Raw genomic sequence first — 15,584 nt, forward strand, 5'->3', positions numbered from 1 at the left:
TTTTTTATTTAAACATCTTTACTATTTCGTTCATATGAGAAACAGCTTCTTTATATCCAAAATCATAAACCTGTTTTATATAATTTTCATCCAATTTAACCTTCGTATCTTCAAGATAAGGATTCAATATCAAATCAGAAGATTCAATACCTTTTATGAGACTTCTTGCTGCCATAATATCCATGGTTGCAAATATCATATCAAAATACTTGGTACTGTCAGTTCCGATTTTGGAATATGCTTTTAAATTCACACTCAAAACTTTATCACAACCTTTATCTTTAAGTATGTCTGCAGGCATATTATTTAACACCAACCCATCAACCAGAGTATACTTATCACTCACAACAGGAGTAAAAACTCCGGGAATGGCACTGCTGGCTCTGACAGCCGTTGCAAGGCGACCTTTATCCATCACAACCAATCCACCGCTCTTCAAGTCTACACTTACAACATAGAAAGGAATCAAAGTTTCGTTGAATAATTTATCCCCGCCTATACCGATAAAAAAATCTTCAATATTTTTTGAATCTATCGAAGGGGAAAAACTTAACCCCTTAAAAGAATTTAAAAATTCTTTTGGCGACTCAAAACTAAGTTTATTTCTTACACTTTTATAGTTGATTATATCCCTTACTTCCATGCTGAGGGAGTAATCAAGCATTTCATCCGCACTAACCCCCAAAGCATAAAGAGCTCCGACGATACTTCCGGCACTGTTGCCGCTTACCATATCGAACTTTATTCCATTTTCTTCAAGAGCTTTGATGACACCTATATGAGCAAAACCTTTTATTCCGCCACCGCTGAAACATATACCCTTTTTTTTCTTTTTTATAAAATTAAACATACTCAAACACCTCTTTTTTATATTATAACAAAATTTAAATAATAGTAAACAAATCATCTTGACACTTAACCAAAAATTAATTAAAATATAACCACGAGCTATTATAACTCAGCTGGTAGAGTAACTCATTCGTAATGAGTAAGTCGTCGGTTCGAGTCCGACTAATAGCTCCATCTTAAGAGAAAAACCTTACAGACAACAGTTTGTAAGGTTTATTTTTTATAACTAAAATTCTCTTTTCGAAAATTTTTTTCTATAAAATTTAAAATTATTAAGATATTCAATCCAAATACAAAAACATATATATATTAAAAGCAAATATAAATAAAAAATCCAATTTATAAACATAATATTATTGTGATTCCTATTGACGCTTTCTATTTCTTACATAAAAAACACCTACCCTTTCGGTATAATGCTAATTATCTCATCAATAAATCAAAACAATTTTAACTTTTCTTTCTGGTCAAGATAATACCAATAAATAATCCAATAATTATAACCGGTGATACCCTAACAAATAACCATTCAAATGAATGGAAAGCAACGCCTAAAACAGCATTTTCGGGGCTATTATAATTCCAACTTAAATATGGACTGTCTAATAAAATCAAAGATATAAAAATACCCATTACAATTATGCATAATGAAATTAATGTCCAATGCATCACTTTTCTTCTCTTGTTACTTCTTTGTGATAATTGTAAATTTATTATCTCAAGTTTTTCACAAATCACTTTTAAATCATCAACTTTAGATTCAGCAATACTTTCTCCCAACAATGTGCTTACAGGTATTTCAAGAATTTCTGATATCGAAATTAACATTTGTGCATCAGGAACCGATAAACCCGTTTCCCATTTAGAAACTGTCTGTCTAACCACATTTAACTTTATAGCAAGCTCTTCTTGCGAAAGTCCTTTTGATTTTCTTGCTGATTTAAGATTTTCTTTTAACATTTTAAAATAACTCCCTTCTTTGCAAATATTATATAAACGACAACCCGTTGCGGCAAGCAATGCTTATTAACATTTAAAGTTTATCATTGTAAATAAACATTTCTTACTGATATATTGGAGTTTATGTAACATATGCTATTTTATATATTCGGGATAGTTTTTAATAAATTTATCATTTGCTTTTATCATATGTTCATAATACTCATTATAAAGTGGACTTAATTTTCTCATTGCGGGTATAAACTTTTCATAATAACCATTGATAGCACAAACATTTTTCATTATTTCCATTAACCTATTGGCAGGTGAGGTTTTAAATTCATCTGTTTTCTTATACTTATTATATTGGTCTAATACTTCTTTGTTTGTTCTTACAAAATTATCTATATCCTTTATATTCTCATCCTTTGCTCGAATAATATCACTTATTTTTTCTTGCCATTCTTCGCTTGCATACCTTTCTAAGTACTCATCTAAATATTCTTGTAAATCTTTTGGTATTTCAATATCTGGAACATCGTCAAAAAAGTCAATTATCTCTTTAAAAGCCTCCATTTGTTCGGCCGTTTCAATCCTCCCTGTAAGATACCTGGAATAATTTAAACATATAAGTTTCCCATAATAACTTGGAAATAACTCCTCCAATTTTTTAATAATAATCGATTTGGAATTTATATTATTTATTTACTGCTCTAAATTTTCTAAACTTTCTCCGCTACATAGCCTTTGTAAAATATCTTGCTTTACCTTTTCTTTCTCCAATTCAAGAGTCCTTTTATATAGAATAGACTTTAATTCATCCGGTCTTGCAAGAATACTTTTAATTTCAAATATACTCAATTCCAATCTTCTATATAAAGCAATTTTCTTTAAAATTTCTATATCCTGATTTGAAAAATCCCTATATCTGTTTTCAAGAACATGTGGAGTTACCAGCCCTTGTTCAGTATAATATTCAACTGCTTTTTTAGTTAAACCACATAGTTTCGCAACTTCATTTATAAACATTATAATCACCTCTTATATTATTGTAATCCACCCCGTAATGGCATAGTCAATAACTTTTTTATTTATTTTTTATAATACTTAATTAAGTGACAAATTACTGTTTTTTAATTTGTTTATTATAACGATTATATTATTAATTAAAAATATTCTTTTAAATATTTTTAAATTAACGGACAATATTTATATAATACATTATCACAAAAAAATTAATGTTTATTAATCTTGCATTTTGGTGTAAAATATAGAAGGAGAGGTAATATATGAATTTTTATCAATTTTTAAAGGACATAAAAGGGTTTTTTGATAAATTAAGCAAAGATTATATTTATACTTTCGCTGCCCAAACAGCCTTTTTTATGATGTTTTCATTTATTCCTCTAATAATGATTATCGTACTGCTTGTCCAGTATCTTCCTCTTACACAAGAGGAATTGATAAGCATATCGATGCATATCTTCCCTCATGCCTTGTCGGGATTCATTAATAACTTACTTAAAGGTTTATATATAAATTATTCAGGCACTGTTCTTGCCATAACATTCATAACCCTTCTTTGGTCCGCTTCAAAAGGCATATATGCCATATCCAAAGGTCTTAATACCATATACAGAACCGAAGACAGCAGAAACTACATTTATATAAGAGGTATATCTTTAATATATACAATATGTTTCGGTTTGATTTTTTTAACAATTATTATACTTTTAATATTCGGAATCAATATAGTTAAATTCTTGGAAAGCAAACTGTTCTTTATAGGCTCTTTTCATATCAATTACAGCTATATAGGCGGATTCCTTCTTTTGTGTATCATATTTTTGATTATGTTCTGCTTTCTGCCTAAAAGAAAATTTAAAATATTAAAAGAACTTCCCGGCGCAATCTTTTCTGCAGCGGGATGGATTATATTCTCATTCTTATATTCTCTTTATATAACAAAGGTGGGAGCAAATTCACTGATTTACGGTTCTTTAAGCGCCGTTATTCTATTTATGCTTTGGCTTTATTTTTGTATGTATATCATTTTTCTCGGAGGAGAAATAAATGTTATTTTTCAAAACTACAATATCAGAAAAAAGATAAAACTCTGGTTTACAAAACCAAGAAAAAAAGCAACTTTAAAAGATTATATAAAACTATTGTTTTAAAATAAACATACTTCTATCCAAGTTCAGCCAAAACCTTATTAACCTCATCAGCAAGGGATTTTGCCGATAGCTCACTAAAATGTACACCATCAATAGTAATATCAGCCCCTGCTGACTTAAGCATTTCTTGCTTTGAATAAATATCTATATAATAAAAATCATACTTTACACTAAGTTCCTCTATAACTTTGTTTCTGTGAACAACTAATTCATTGGTGTTATAAATGAACTCCACATAAGGAAGACCTATTACCACAACTCTTTTATCTTTTTCTTTAAGCAGTTTTAGAATCCTTTCATATACATTATCAAATAAAAATTCATTTTCATTCAAAAACAAACAATCATTTATACCGACAAATAAAATATATGTACTTATATCATCATATTCCTCATTTTCCAAGCATCTTTTAAGCCTAAACAATACTCCCTCGGCCGTATCTCCGTCAATACCTTTGTTCACCGTTATATATTTTTCATCTAAAAAGCCTCTGTAAGTATATCCGATTGCTCCGTTAGTAAGACTGTCTCCTATACATATTACTTTCATGTTTCACTCCGTCTTTAAATAATAAAATATCATATACAAATTTTACCACAATTTTATCATTAAAACATGTGTTAATAATGTAATACAAAAGGACAAATCAAGTTTATAAAAAATTTAAATCATATTTATGTTAAAATAAATACGGAGGTAAAATAAAAATGGATATAAAAAATGTATTTATTGTAGGAGCAGGCGCACTCGGAATGATGTACGCACCTTTTTTTATAAATGCACTTGGAAAAGACAATGTTTATTTTATAGCAGACGAACAAAGAACATTAAAATATAATAATACAGATTATTACATAAATGATAAACATTATATTTTTAATTTTGTTTGTGAAAAAATAACATCAAAAAAGGCAGACTTAATAATATTTGCAGTAAAATTCACAGGTATGGATCAAGCAATAAGAACAGTAAAAAATATAGTGGATGACAATACTATCTTTCTTTCCGTAATGAACGGAATAGAAAGTGAAGAAATAATAAAAAAGCATTATTCAAAAAAACATCTGCTTTACTGTGAAGTTCATGGAATGGACGCAGTAAAAGAAGATAATAAAATTTATTTTGACAATGTCGGTACAATATGCTTTTCAAGTGAAGACAACAAAATAAACGAAGATGTAATAAAAGTAAAAAATCTATTAGAAAAATCAGGACTTAATTATGAAATCCCCCGGGATATTAAATATAAAATGTGGAATAAGTTAATGTTAAACGATGCCGTAAACCAAGTATGTGCAGTATTCGAAACAAATTACGGAGGAATTCAAAAAGAAGGAAAAGCACGCAAAATGGTAATAGATGTAATGAAGGAAGTTCAAAAAATAGCAAAGGCAGAAGGGGTAACACTAACCGATAACGACATTAAAAACTGGCTCATGCTTATGGATACTCTTTCACCAAACAATATGCCATCTTTAAGACAAGATACAAAAGCAAAAAGAAAAACAGAAGTGGAGCTGTTCTCGGGAACAATGATAAAACTGGGGAAAAAACACAATATCAAAACACCCCTTAATGACTATTTATACAAAAAAATAAAAGAAATTGAAAACAGTTATAAATAAATGATAATATACTAAATCCGAATATTGCCGTACCATATGCCACTTTAAAATATCATTCACAAATTTTATTCATCCTTAATACTATATAGTATAAATAATAAGGAGGAAAGAAAAAAATGAATTGCCATAATGATAGAATGATAATAGATTGTCTGCTCGCTTGTATTATCTTCATTTTACTTGTTTTGGTCTTTCCTAAATGGATATGGTACGCTCTTATAATAGCCGGAGTCGTATATTGCTTTTTCAATATGTTCAAAGATAATTTTCATAACATAGGAAGGTAATAAAAAAAGATAGTTAACAAACTATCTTTATTTATATTATCTTTAATTTACGCTTTTTCTACTTTACCAGAACGTAAACATCTAGTACAAACTTGTACGTTTTTGGTTGTATTATTTTCAACAATTCTAACTTTCTTCAAATTAGGTTTCCAAGTTCTCTTTGTGTGAATGTTTGAGTGACTTACTTGGTGACCGCTTGTAATTTTTTTACCGCATACATAACATTCTTTAGGCATAATACATTCCTCCTATATCTAAAACATAATTTCTTACTTCTTCACAGTACACAATATTATATCAAAGTTTTATACCAAATGCAAACTTATTTTTGCATTTTTTTTAAATTTATAGCTTTTATTTGTCTTTTGAAACTACAGAAAGCAAATTACCGTTATCAAATATAACTTCTGCCAATTCCAAAATAACTTTATTGCTTATGGCAATCGGATCGTATTTATTTAATATATAATTATTCAAAGGATAATAAAATCCTTTTAAAGTTATATTTACATCATTGTCCAAAGCAAAAAAAGAAACCGTACTTCCTGTCATATTTTCTAAAACAAAACTTTCTTTATGCATTCTTATCTCGTTTTGCTCATTAATCAAGGTGCATTTTATATTTCTATCAAGAGCTCTCTTAAGAATAAGAATATTACCGAAAGTGTGATCAAACCTGGACCCGACTCCCTGGAGAATAAGCACCTCTTTTGCTCCGTTATTTAATGCATAATCCAAAGCGACGGCAGTATCTGTATCGTCTTTTTCAACCTTCAACTTCAATATTTTATTTTCATATTTTTGTTTTAATTTTATGTCCACACTATCCAAATCGCCAATTAACAGATTTGCTTCCATTCCTATATGATCAAGGTAATTTGCACCTTTGTCAATGGCAATAGTAAAGTCCGGATTATATGTATCTACTGTCTTCTTAAAAAAGTTATAATCGAAAACTTCTCCGCCACTTACTAATAAAAATTTCACTAATATTTATTTTCCTTTATTTTTAATTCTTCGTAAATTTGCTTATATGTATTATATCTGGTTAAATTTATTTTCCCTCTGTTTACAGCGTCTTTCACACCGCAATTAGGTTCGTTTATATGAACACAGTTAAGGTATTTACATTCTGCATACGGTAGGAAGTCATTGTAATAATGATGTAAATCTTCTTTTTTCACATCAAACACTTCCAAAGATGAAAATCCGGGAGTATCGGCAATAAAAGTATTCTCATCTTCCATAAAAAGTTCACAGTGTCTGGTAGTATGTCTTCCCCTTTTTATCTTTCTGCTAACATGAGATGTTTGAAGGTTAAAATCTTCAAACAAAGAATTGATAAGAGAAGATTTCCCGGCACCGGATACCCCCATAAAAACACTTGAGTTATTTTTCAGCAGCCTTCTTACTTCACCAATCCCCTCATCTGTCACATTGCTTGTAAATATAACATTTAACCCCGCATTTTCATATATTCCCTTTATTCGATTCATCTCTTCTTCATCTACAAGATCACTTTTATTAAAACATACATTTAAATTGACATTTTTTATGCTCGCATTAATAATCATTTTATCCAAAAGGAAATAACTTATATCAGGCTCTTTGATGGCACAAACAATAATTATATTGTCAACATTGGAAATACTTGGTCTTATCAACAGATTTTTTCTGTTTTCTATTTTTTCTATATTTCCTTCATCTTCCGCTACGGCACTGAACAATACATTATCTCCTACTGTAGGTGTTATCTTTTGTTTTCTGAAAATTCCTCGGGCTTTTAGTACGTATTCCTTTTGATCGTCATAAGAATAGACAGTATAAAAACTGCCTACTCCTTTTAATATTTTACCTCTTAACATGATTAGAAAGTAACTATTCCTCCATTACCTTTTTCGCTTCCGTTAATATATACCTTGTAATAACCGACCCCGTATCCTCTGAATGTAACATTTATTATATCGGTATCTTTGACCCTTCCACTGTAAACAGTACTCGTTTCCCCATCAGGATCAACATATATAATATCAACCTTTACTCTTTTCCCGATACTGTTCAAGTAGTCTCCTATATCTATTGACATAGTTTTTTTCTGAATAAGCCCTTTACTTACAACCAAATCGACACTCGATCCAATTTTAACCTCCTCATGTTGAGAAGGGGATGAGCTTATAACGACATCCTTTCCGTATTTACTGCTGGCTTCATATTCTATTTCACCGACTTCAAGCTTAAGATTTTCTATTCGAGATCTTGCTTCGCTCAAACTTAAACCGGACAAATCTTCCATAGTAACCTTATTTTCACCTTTACTTACATAAATAGTAACGGATTGCCCCTGCTTAATTGTTTCACCGCCGCTTGGCTCTTGTTTGAATACTTCGCCTTTCTTAACGTCGTCTCTGTATTCACTCTTAACTTTAACCGTAAGTTCCAAGTTGGTTATTTTACTTTCCGCCTCTTCTTGTGCCGTTCCCAATACATCTGGAACTTTTACATCCTTAGGACCACTCGAAACAACAATTTCAACCTTTTGATAAGTCTTTATTTTCACACCCATTTTAGGAGATTGAGAAATAATTTTACCCTCTTCTACATCTATAGAGCTCTTCATCTTCGGAGTTCCCGGTTTAAGCCCTACTTTTTCAAGCTCTACTGTTGCCTGTTCAACCGTCATATTGGTAATATTCGGAACGGATACTTCTTTTGCGAATATTCTTGTTGCAGCAAAAGTCCCTCCTGCTATTAAGAAGACAGCCAACACACCAATCAAAATTTTCATCTTCAAAGGTAAGTTTTTAAAACCCTTTTTATTTTTCTTGTTCTTCTTATTTTTTTCAGGCTTTTCCTCTTCTCTCAATTTATCATAATCATTATTATTCTCCAAAGGAACTCTTTTGGGTACCTGTTCTATTTCTTCGTCTCTTATTATCGGAATCCTCTCTGTCGGAGAAGTATCTTCCATCCCTATTCTGTTTATATGAGCATTAAAATCGGATCTTACCTTCTTTAAATCTTCTATCAAACTTGCTGCATCTTGATATCTGTCATTAGGAGATTTTGCAGTGAGATTTTGAATAATAACCTCAAGCCCCTTAGGTGCATTAGGATCTATATCCCTTAAAGGAACAATATCTTCCTGTATTTGCATTAAGGCAACTGCCACCGGAGAATCCGAATCAAAAGGAAGTTTACCTGTAACCATTTCATATAAAAGTATTCCAAGAGAATATAAATCGGATCTTGCATCAAGATATCCGCCTCTTGCCTGTTCCGGAGACAAATAATGAACACTTCCCATCGTCTCATCCACCATAGTCATGGTTGAGGAAGTTATAGCTCTTGCAATACCGAAATCCGCAACTTTAGGAAGTCTTCTTGCTCTTGTAAGAAGAATATTTTGAGGTTTAACGTCTCTGTGAATAATATTGTTTTTATGAGCTTGACCAAGGGCAGAAGCAATAGCCAAAGCATAATTTATACTTTCTCTGTAACTTAATTTGCCTTTGGCATTTATATAATCTTTTAAGGTTCCGCCATCCACATATTCCATAACAATATAATAAATATTATTATCATTACCAGTATCATATATATTTACAATATGAGGATGTGAAAGCTTGCCCGCGGCTTGAGCTTCTCTTTTGAACTTATTCAAAAATTGTTCATTGTCAGTAAACTCTTCTTGCAAAATTTTAATGGCAACATCTCTGTTAAGGACCTTATCAAATCCCATATAAACCTTTGCCATCCCACCTTGACCGACAAATTGTACTATCTCATACCTATCGTTTAGAACTCTTCCTATCATCATTATTCTATTCCTCCGTCAAACAGTACTACGGTTATGTTATCGGTACCGCCGTTTTCATTGGCCTTATCTATAAGTAAATGTTTAGCTTCTTCCAAATCATTGTTATTTACAATATCCATTATATCTTCTTTACTTACATGTTCACTGAGTCCGTCCGAACATATTAATACTATATCGCCTTTTTTTAGATCTAATTCATAAGTATCGATAAAAAATTCTTCTTGAGTACCAAGAGCATTGGTAATAATATTACGGTTTGGATGATGTTCTGCTTCCTCTTTCGTTATTTCCCCGCTTGCCACCATATGAGAAACCAATGAATGATCTACGGTAATCTGCTTAATTTCATTTTGATTTATTGTATAACATCTAGAATCTCCTATATGAACGACAAATGCATCTCCCTCATGAAATATACATAAAGTAAGGGTTGTTCCCATCCCTAAAGCTTCTTCATTCTCATTGGCAAAATCCAAAATCCGTTTATTTGCATATTCTATAATGCCTTTTACTTCACTTTTCATCTCATCATAAAATTTATTTGAGATATTAAAATATTCTCTTAAAATATCCATACACAAAGCGCTTGCAAGCTCTCCGGCATTGTGCCCCCCAAGTCCATCCGCAACTCCGAAAGCTATAATATTTTTTTCTTTATTTTCAAGCATTAAAAAGCTATCTTGATTTATTTCTCTAACCATACCTACGTCACTGGTTCCAACTAGTCTCATACTTATACCTCTTCGTTTAAATATCTGCTTTTAAGCTGACCGCAAGCCGCATTTATACTGCTGCCGAGTCGTCGTCTAAGCGTAACATTTATGCCTTTGCTTCTAAGTTTATCAACAAAAGCATGTATGTATTTGTCGTTAACTTTATTCATTGTTCCGTCATTGACACCTATAACATTTATAAGAGAATCGCTCCCCTTAAACAATTCATAAAGTTTATCAATACATTCTTTAGTATCGTTTTTCCCCTCTATCAAACAATATTCATACGTAATTCTTCTTCCGGTTTTAAATCTGTAATAAAATGTCGCTTCTAAAACATCATTAATATTATTTGATTTTTCAACAGGAAGCATGCTGGCTCTCAATTCATGAAAAGGTGCATGTAAAGACAGTGCCAAATTAATATCGAGCCCACTGTCTGCCAAAAGATAAATTTTATCTTTTAAACCGCACGTCGAAAGAGTGATACTCCTTTTCGATAAATTCAAAGAATCTTTATCCATAACCAGTTTTAAAAACCCTACAACTTCTTCATAATTATCCAAAGGCTCTCCACTGCCCATAAGCACTATATTTGAAATTTTTATATTTTCAACTTCACTTACAAGATATATTTCGTTAAGAATCTCACCCTTTGTCAAATTTCTGAGAAGTCCGCACTTTCCCGATTCACAAAAAACACATCCCATTCTGCAACCTGCCTGTGTAGAAACACATAACGTCGCACCGGCTTCATAAATCAACAGGACACTCTCTATCAATATATTATCTTCTGTTTTAAGCAAAAATTTTACGGTATTGCTTTTATCTTCAACAAACTTTTTTTCAAGTAACAAATGAGCTATATAATATTTTTCTTTGAGCTTATTTCTAAGTGAAAGTGACAGATTTGTCATATCGTCTATACTCTCAACATAAGAAGTATAAAGCCATTTAAATATCTGTTTAGCTCTGAATTTAGGTTCCTTAAACTCTTCTGTGATTATTTTTTCTAATTCTTCCAAGTTTAAACCGAATAAATTAACCATCAATCCTCCAGTAAATTATATAATACACAAATAAATTTTTCTATATTTTTAACTATATTTTGACAAGTTTGGCGATAAAAAAGCTGTCAATATCGTTTTTATCACCTTTGATATTTAAAATACCTTTTTTTGCATCTTCTTTATCATAATCAAATTCAAAAGGTAATTTTATACTTTCAAGCTTAATATCGGAATTATTTTTAACGGCATCATAAACAATATCCTCATTTTCCTCTTTATTTACGGTACAGGTCGAATATACCAAAACCCCACCTTTTTTTAAGTACTTTATCCCGTTATCCAATACCTTTCTTTGTATATCTTTCAAACTGTCTATCTTTTCGTCTGCATATGACATTAAAATTTCCGGTTTTCGCCTTATAACTCCAAGCCCTGAACAAGGCACATCACACACCACTCTATCAAATCTGTCAATAAAATCTTCGTTAAGAACAGTACCGTCTTGTTTCAAAGTTTTAATATTACTTATCCCAAGCTGTTTTTTTCTAAAATCCATAAGTTCCAACTTTTTCTTATATATATCACAAGATATAATACTACCGGTATTTTTCATCATCTCGGATATATGCATACTCTTTCCTCCCGGTGCAGCACACATATCTATAACGTTCAGGTCTTCTTCTAAATCCAAAGAATACGCAACCAACATACCCGCAGAATCCTGTATGGAAAATAGCCCATTCTTGAACTCTTCCAACAATGTCATATTTACGGAAGAATGTATTTCAATACCTTCCGGAACAAAGGATTCTTTAACATCAAACCCTTTTATAGAAAATTTATTCATAAGCTCTTCTCTGGTTGTTTTTAACATGTTGGTTCTCACCGATAAAACAGGAGGAAGCATAGAAAATTTTGCATAATCCATTAATTCTTCTTTTGTATATGACAATAAGAGCTTTTTAACCAAAGCTCTCTTAAATCCATATTCATAGTACATTATATCATAAAAATCATGGAATTCGATTTCTTTAAGTTCATATTTTTTCCTTAATGCACTTCTCAAAACTCCGTTTACAAATCCTGAAACTTTTTTATTTACAAACATCTTTACAAGATTTACGCTGTCATTAACGATCGCATATTCCGGAATTTTATCCAAATATATAATTTGATACAACCCTATAAATAAACTTACCTTTACTCTTTCATCAAGCTCATTAACAGGCATTTTTGAAAGCTTTGAAAGGATATATTCAAGCTTATTTACTTTTTTTATAACTCCGTGGACTATATTGGTACATAGCCTTCTGTCTGCTTCTATATTTATTGCTCTTAAATGTTTTGTCAATGAAATATTGCTGTAAGTCCCAATCATAAATACTTCATTAAGCACTTTATAAGCGCTTACTCTCGAGGGAGAGATTTTAATGTTCTTCGCCATATTTTTTTCCGCCAATCCTTTAAATTTTAATAATAATTAAATATATAAAAAATTCTTCAAAAAATTTTACCCTTACCTTACAGTATCTGCGTATAGTTATGTCAAATTAATTCAAATATACGATATTTTTATAAAATAAATATCATAAAACCAGCATTTACCCAATAAAACCTCACAGACATCAAAGATAAAATTTTTTAAAAAATTTTTAAGGGGTTTCATCCTCATAAAAATTTAACACCCATTTGCCATACTTAAATATATTAAATACAGCAAAAGCAAATCCGCTAGAATCAAAGAATAAAACCCCTTAATTTTATTTATCTGTCATTGCCGAATATTATTATAAGTCTTAATAACTGCAATACTGCAGCCAAAGCAGCGGCAACATAAGTAAGCGCAGCAGCACTAAGCACTTTCTTTGCAGCCTTTTCTTCTCCGCCATAAACCATACCGGTTTCTGACAATATTTTAAGAGCTCTGTTGCTGGCATCAAATTCAACAGGTAAAGTTACAAGTTGAAATAAAACCGTAGCGGCAAAGAATATAATCCCCAACGGCACTAAAAACGAAAAGCCGGAAAAAATAATTCCGAGAACTATAAAAATCCAAGAAGCATATGAAGCAATATTAACAACAGGAAAAATTGTATTTCTGAAACTCAAAGGAGCATATCCTTCCTGATGTTGTATTGCATGACCGCATTCATGAGCCGCAACGCTTATTGCAGAAACCGAACTTGCATTAAACACCGTTTCTGAAAGTCTCAAAACTCTTTTGCGAGGATCGTAATGGTCTGTCAAACTTCCTGATACTCTTTCTATCTCAACGTCAGAAAGTCCGTTGGAATCAAGAATTCTTCTTGCACAATCATAACCTGTAATACCTCTGCTATTCGATACTCTGGAATATCTTTTAAATGTAGAATTTACTTTGATACTCGCATATGCAGACAATAATACAGCAGGTATTAAAATCCAATAACTAAAATAATAATCAAAAAACATACCTTTATCTCCTTATTATAAATTAATATATTATTTATATCCCCTATGTTTGGAATCAATATTTACTTTTTGCTTTTATAATTTTTTTTCTCAACTTTTCAATAAATGGTAAATATTGATACAAATAATTATAAATATCTTAATAAGTCCTATAGCAGTAATCACCCCTAAAATAAGACCAATGCTTATTAAAATCAACAGATAAGTAAATACTTCCTGCCGCTAATGCAAATATAGCCCCAAACATATAAATTTCTCATATTTATCAATTAAATCTCTTGCCTATAATGTTTCTGTTTCCATTATAAAAACTCGCAGCATCCATTCTCTTTTTACCTTGCATCTTAAGTTCTTTAATTCCTATGACACCATCTCCTGCCGCAACCATTAAGGCTTTGTTTTTTTTACTATATGAGAGAATTGTACCATATTTCTCCGTTGTTTTTTCATTTTTAATAATACTATCATATATTTTAATGTTTTTCTCATCTAAATTCACATAAGCAAGAGGAAAAGGATTTAACCCTCTTATTTGATTATATATGTTTTTTACATCGTTTTCAAAATTTATATGACAATCTTCTTTTAAAATTTTCTTTGCATAACTAGACTTGTCGTCATCCTGTTTTTCTGCACTAATCTCACCTTTTTCAATCTTATTTAAAGCTTCTACAATAAGCTTGCTTCCGACCAAAGATATCTTATCATGAAGAGTGCCCACATTCATGTTTTCCGTAATTTCTATTTCTTCTTTTAAAAGCATATCTCCGGTATCGAGTCCTTCATCCATTTGCATAATCGTCACACCGCTTACTTTATCACCCTGCATGATTGCTCTGTGAATCGGAGCAGCCCCTCTTAAATGTGGAAGAAGAGATGCATGAATATTTATTGCACCGTATTTTGACATATTTAAAATATTTGATTTAACAATTTGTCCGTATGCACACACAACTATGATATCCGGGTTAAAGGACTTTATATATGAAGCGGCTTCTTCTTCACTTACTTTTTCCGGCTGAAAAACTTCAATCCCGTTATCTATTGCACATTGCTTTACCGGAGAGAATATAACTTTATTCCCTCTTCTTGAATTGCTCTTATCCGGTTGAGTTACAACCAATGCTACTTCATGTTTGCTCTTGATTATTTCTTCCAAAGGCAACATTGCCACTTCCGGTGTTCCCATGTACACTACTCTCATTACTCATCTTCCTCCAAAGCCAGCTCCCTTTGCCTTATTACTTCTTTTATCTCCGCCTCGGTAGGGTTTACTGTTTTATCTGTATATAAAATCCCGTCAAGATGTTCCAGTTCGTGACAAATAGCTTTTGAGAAAAATCTGTCTTTACTTTCTATTACCCTTTCATTACCGTCTCCATCCAATGCTTTTACACTGACTTCTTCCGGTCTGTACGTATATCCTTGTTCTCCGGGAACACTTAAACATCCCTCTACTTCAAGATATTCATTTTCACTTTTATATATGATTTCAGGATTAATTAAAACAACAGGTCCGTCTCCTACATCGATAACAACAACTCTTCTTAAAACACCAACCTGCACAGCCGCCAAACCTACACCTTGAGCGTCGTACATAGTTTCAAGCATATCTTCTATAAGCTCATGTATCCTTGGAGTGATTTTTTTTACTTCCTTGCTTTTTTTTCTTAAAATATCATCTTCTTTTGTTCGTATTGTTCTAAGTGCCATGT

The 15,584-nt window shown here is 31.4% G+C and carries 18 protein-coding genes and 1 tRNA gene; 4 read left to right on the forward strand and 15 right to left on the reverse strand.

Features of this window, described 5'->3' with window-relative positions; genetic code table 11:
• Nucleotides 1-4 precede the first annotated feature (4 nt).
• On the reverse strand, nucleotides 5-850 hold the full coding sequence (locus QZ357_RS08400; protein ID WP_290776154.1) for a patatin-like phospholipase family protein: 846 nt from the start codon (nucleotides 848-850) through the stop codon (nucleotides 5-7).
• Between the two features lie 97 nt (nucleotides 851-947).
• On the opposite strand from QZ357_RS08400, the gene QZ357_RS08405 reads away from it, so the two are divergent.
• Nucleotides 948-1,023, forward strand: a tRNA-Thr gene (locus QZ357_RS08405).
• Nucleotides 1,024-1,299: 276 nt separating this feature from the next.
• On the opposite strand, the gene QZ357_RS08410 is transcribed toward QZ357_RS08405, so the two are convergent.
• The 3 genes from QZ357_RS08410 to QZ357_RS08420 all read right to left on the reverse strand — a co-directional run bounded on the left by QZ357_RS08410 (nucleotide 1,300) and on the right by QZ357_RS08420 (nucleotide 2,817).
• Nucleotides 1,300-1,809, reverse strand: coding sequence for a helix-turn-helix domain-containing protein (locus QZ357_RS08410; protein WP_290776156.1), 510 nt, complete (start codon nucleotides 1,807-1,809; stop codon nucleotides 1,300-1,302).
• 135 nt (nucleotides 1,810-1,944) lie between these two features.
• Nucleotides 1,945-2,364: a hypothetical protein gene (locus QZ357_RS08415; protein WP_290776157.1), complete on the reverse strand. Its 420-nt coding sequence runs from the start codon at nucleotides 2,362-2,364 to the stop codon at nucleotides 1,945-1,947.
• A gap of 129 nt (nucleotides 2,365-2,493) precedes the next feature.
• Nucleotides 2,494-2,817 (reverse strand): MerR family transcriptional regulator, encoded by a 324-nt coding sequence (locus QZ357_RS08420; RefSeq protein ID WP_290776158.1) that lies wholly within the window; start codon nucleotides 2,815-2,817, stop codon nucleotides 2,494-2,496.
• Between the two features lie 260 nt (nucleotides 2,818-3,077).
• Between QZ357_RS08420 and QZ357_RS08425 the strand changes: the two genes are divergently transcribed.
• Complete coding sequence (locus QZ357_RS08425; protein ID WP_290776160.1) at nucleotides 3,078-3,965, forward strand: YihY/virulence factor BrkB family protein; 888 nt, start codon at nucleotides 3,078-3,080, stop codon at nucleotides 3,963-3,965.
• 13 nt (nucleotides 3,966-3,978) lie between these two features.
• Here the strand turns inward: QZ357_RS08425 and QZ357_RS08430 are convergent, their stop codons facing one another.
• The gene (locus tag QZ357_RS08430) at nucleotides 3,979-4,515 is read right to left on the reverse strand and encodes a GDSL-type esterase/lipase family protein (RefSeq protein ID WP_290776162.1); all 537 of its coding nucleotides are present in this window, start codon (nucleotides 4,513-4,515) and stop codon (nucleotides 3,979-3,981) included.
• Between the two features lie 158 nt (nucleotides 4,516-4,673).
• Between QZ357_RS08430 and QZ357_RS08435 the strand changes: the two genes are divergently transcribed.
• Nucleotides 4,674-5,591 (forward strand): ketopantoate reductase family protein, encoded by a 918-nt coding sequence (locus QZ357_RS08435; protein WP_290776164.1) that lies wholly within the window; start codon nucleotides 4,674-4,676, stop codon nucleotides 5,589-5,591.
• 116 nt (nucleotides 5,592-5,707) lie between these two features.
• On the forward strand, nucleotides 5,708-5,878 hold the full coding sequence (locus QZ357_RS08440) for a hypothetical protein (RefSeq protein WP_290776165.1): 171 nt from the start codon (nucleotides 5,708-5,710) through the stop codon (nucleotides 5,876-5,878).
• Nucleotides 5,879-5,925: 47 nt separating this feature from the next.
• On the opposite strand, the gene rpmB is transcribed toward QZ357_RS08440, so the two are convergent.
• The 10 genes from rpmB to def form a co-directional block, all read right to left on the reverse strand.
• Entirely contained in the window at nucleotides 5,926-6,114 is a 189-nt protein-coding gene (rpmB, locus tag QZ357_RS08445; RefSeq protein ID WP_290776166.1) for a 50S ribosomal protein L28, read from the reverse strand.
• Between the two features lie 118 nt (nucleotides 6,115-6,232).
• Nucleotides 6,233-6,865: a thiamine diphosphokinase gene (locus QZ357_RS08450; protein WP_290776168.1), complete on the reverse strand. Its 633-nt coding sequence runs from the start codon at nucleotides 6,863-6,865 to the stop codon at nucleotides 6,233-6,235.
• On the reverse strand, nucleotides 6,865-7,743 hold the full coding sequence (gene rsgA / locus QZ357_RS08455; protein ID WP_290776170.1) for a ribosome small subunit-dependent GTPase A: 879 nt from the start codon (nucleotides 7,741-7,743) through the stop codon (nucleotides 6,865-6,867). Before rsgA ends, QZ357_RS08450 begins: the two co-directional genes overlap by 1 nt.
• A 2-nt stretch (nucleotides 7,744-7,745) precedes the next feature.
• Nucleotides 7,746-9,695, reverse strand: a complete 1,950-nt coding sequence (gene pknB, locus QZ357_RS08460) for a Stk1 family PASTA domain-containing Ser/Thr kinase (RefSeq protein ID WP_290776172.1) — start codon at nucleotides 9,693-9,695, stop codon at nucleotides 7,746-7,748.
• Nucleotides 9,695-10,426, reverse strand: a complete 732-nt coding sequence (locus QZ357_RS08465) for a Stp1/IreP family PP2C-type Ser/Thr phosphatase (protein WP_290776173.1) — start codon at nucleotides 10,424-10,426, stop codon at nucleotides 9,695-9,697. Before QZ357_RS08465 ends, pknB begins: the two co-directional genes overlap by 1 nt.
• Before the next feature lie 2 nt (nucleotides 10,427-10,428).
• A complete protein-coding gene (gene rlmN / locus QZ357_RS08470) occupies nucleotides 10,429-11,457 on the reverse strand; it encodes a 23S rRNA (adenine(2503)-C(2))-methyltransferase RlmN (RefSeq protein ID WP_290776174.1) in 1,029 nt (342 codons plus the stop codon).
• A 52-nt stretch (nucleotides 11,458-11,509) separates the two neighbouring features.
• The gene (rsmB, locus tag QZ357_RS08475; protein WP_290776176.1) at nucleotides 11,510-12,862 is read right to left on the reverse strand and encodes a 16S rRNA (cytosine(967)-C(5))-methyltransferase RsmB; all 1,353 of its coding nucleotides are present in this window, start codon (nucleotides 12,860-12,862) and stop codon (nucleotides 11,510-11,512) included.
• 320 nt (nucleotides 12,863-13,182) lie between these two features.
• Nucleotides 13,183-13,869, reverse strand: coding sequence for a zinc metallopeptidase (locus QZ357_RS08480; RefSeq protein ID WP_290776178.1), 687 nt, complete (start codon nucleotides 13,867-13,869; stop codon nucleotides 13,183-13,185).
• A gap of 265 nt (nucleotides 13,870-14,134) precedes the next feature.
• A complete protein-coding gene (fmt, locus tag QZ357_RS08485; RefSeq protein WP_290776180.1) occupies nucleotides 14,135-15,073 on the reverse strand; it encodes a methionyl-tRNA formyltransferase in 939 nt (312 codons plus the stop codon).
• Nucleotides 15,073-15,582, reverse strand: coding sequence for a peptide deformylase (gene def, locus QZ357_RS08490; RefSeq protein WP_290776182.1), 510 nt, complete (start codon nucleotides 15,580-15,582; stop codon nucleotides 15,073-15,075). The genes fmt and def overlap by 1 nt, the downstream gene beginning before the upstream one ends.
• Between the last annotated feature and the right edge of the window lie 2 nt (nucleotides 15,583-15,584).

Origin of the sequence: Anaerofustis sp. (genome assembly GCF_019420015.1) — a bacterium.
Classification (GTDB): domain Bacteria; phylum Bacillota; class Clostridia; order Eubacteriales; family Anaerofustaceae; genus Anaerofustis.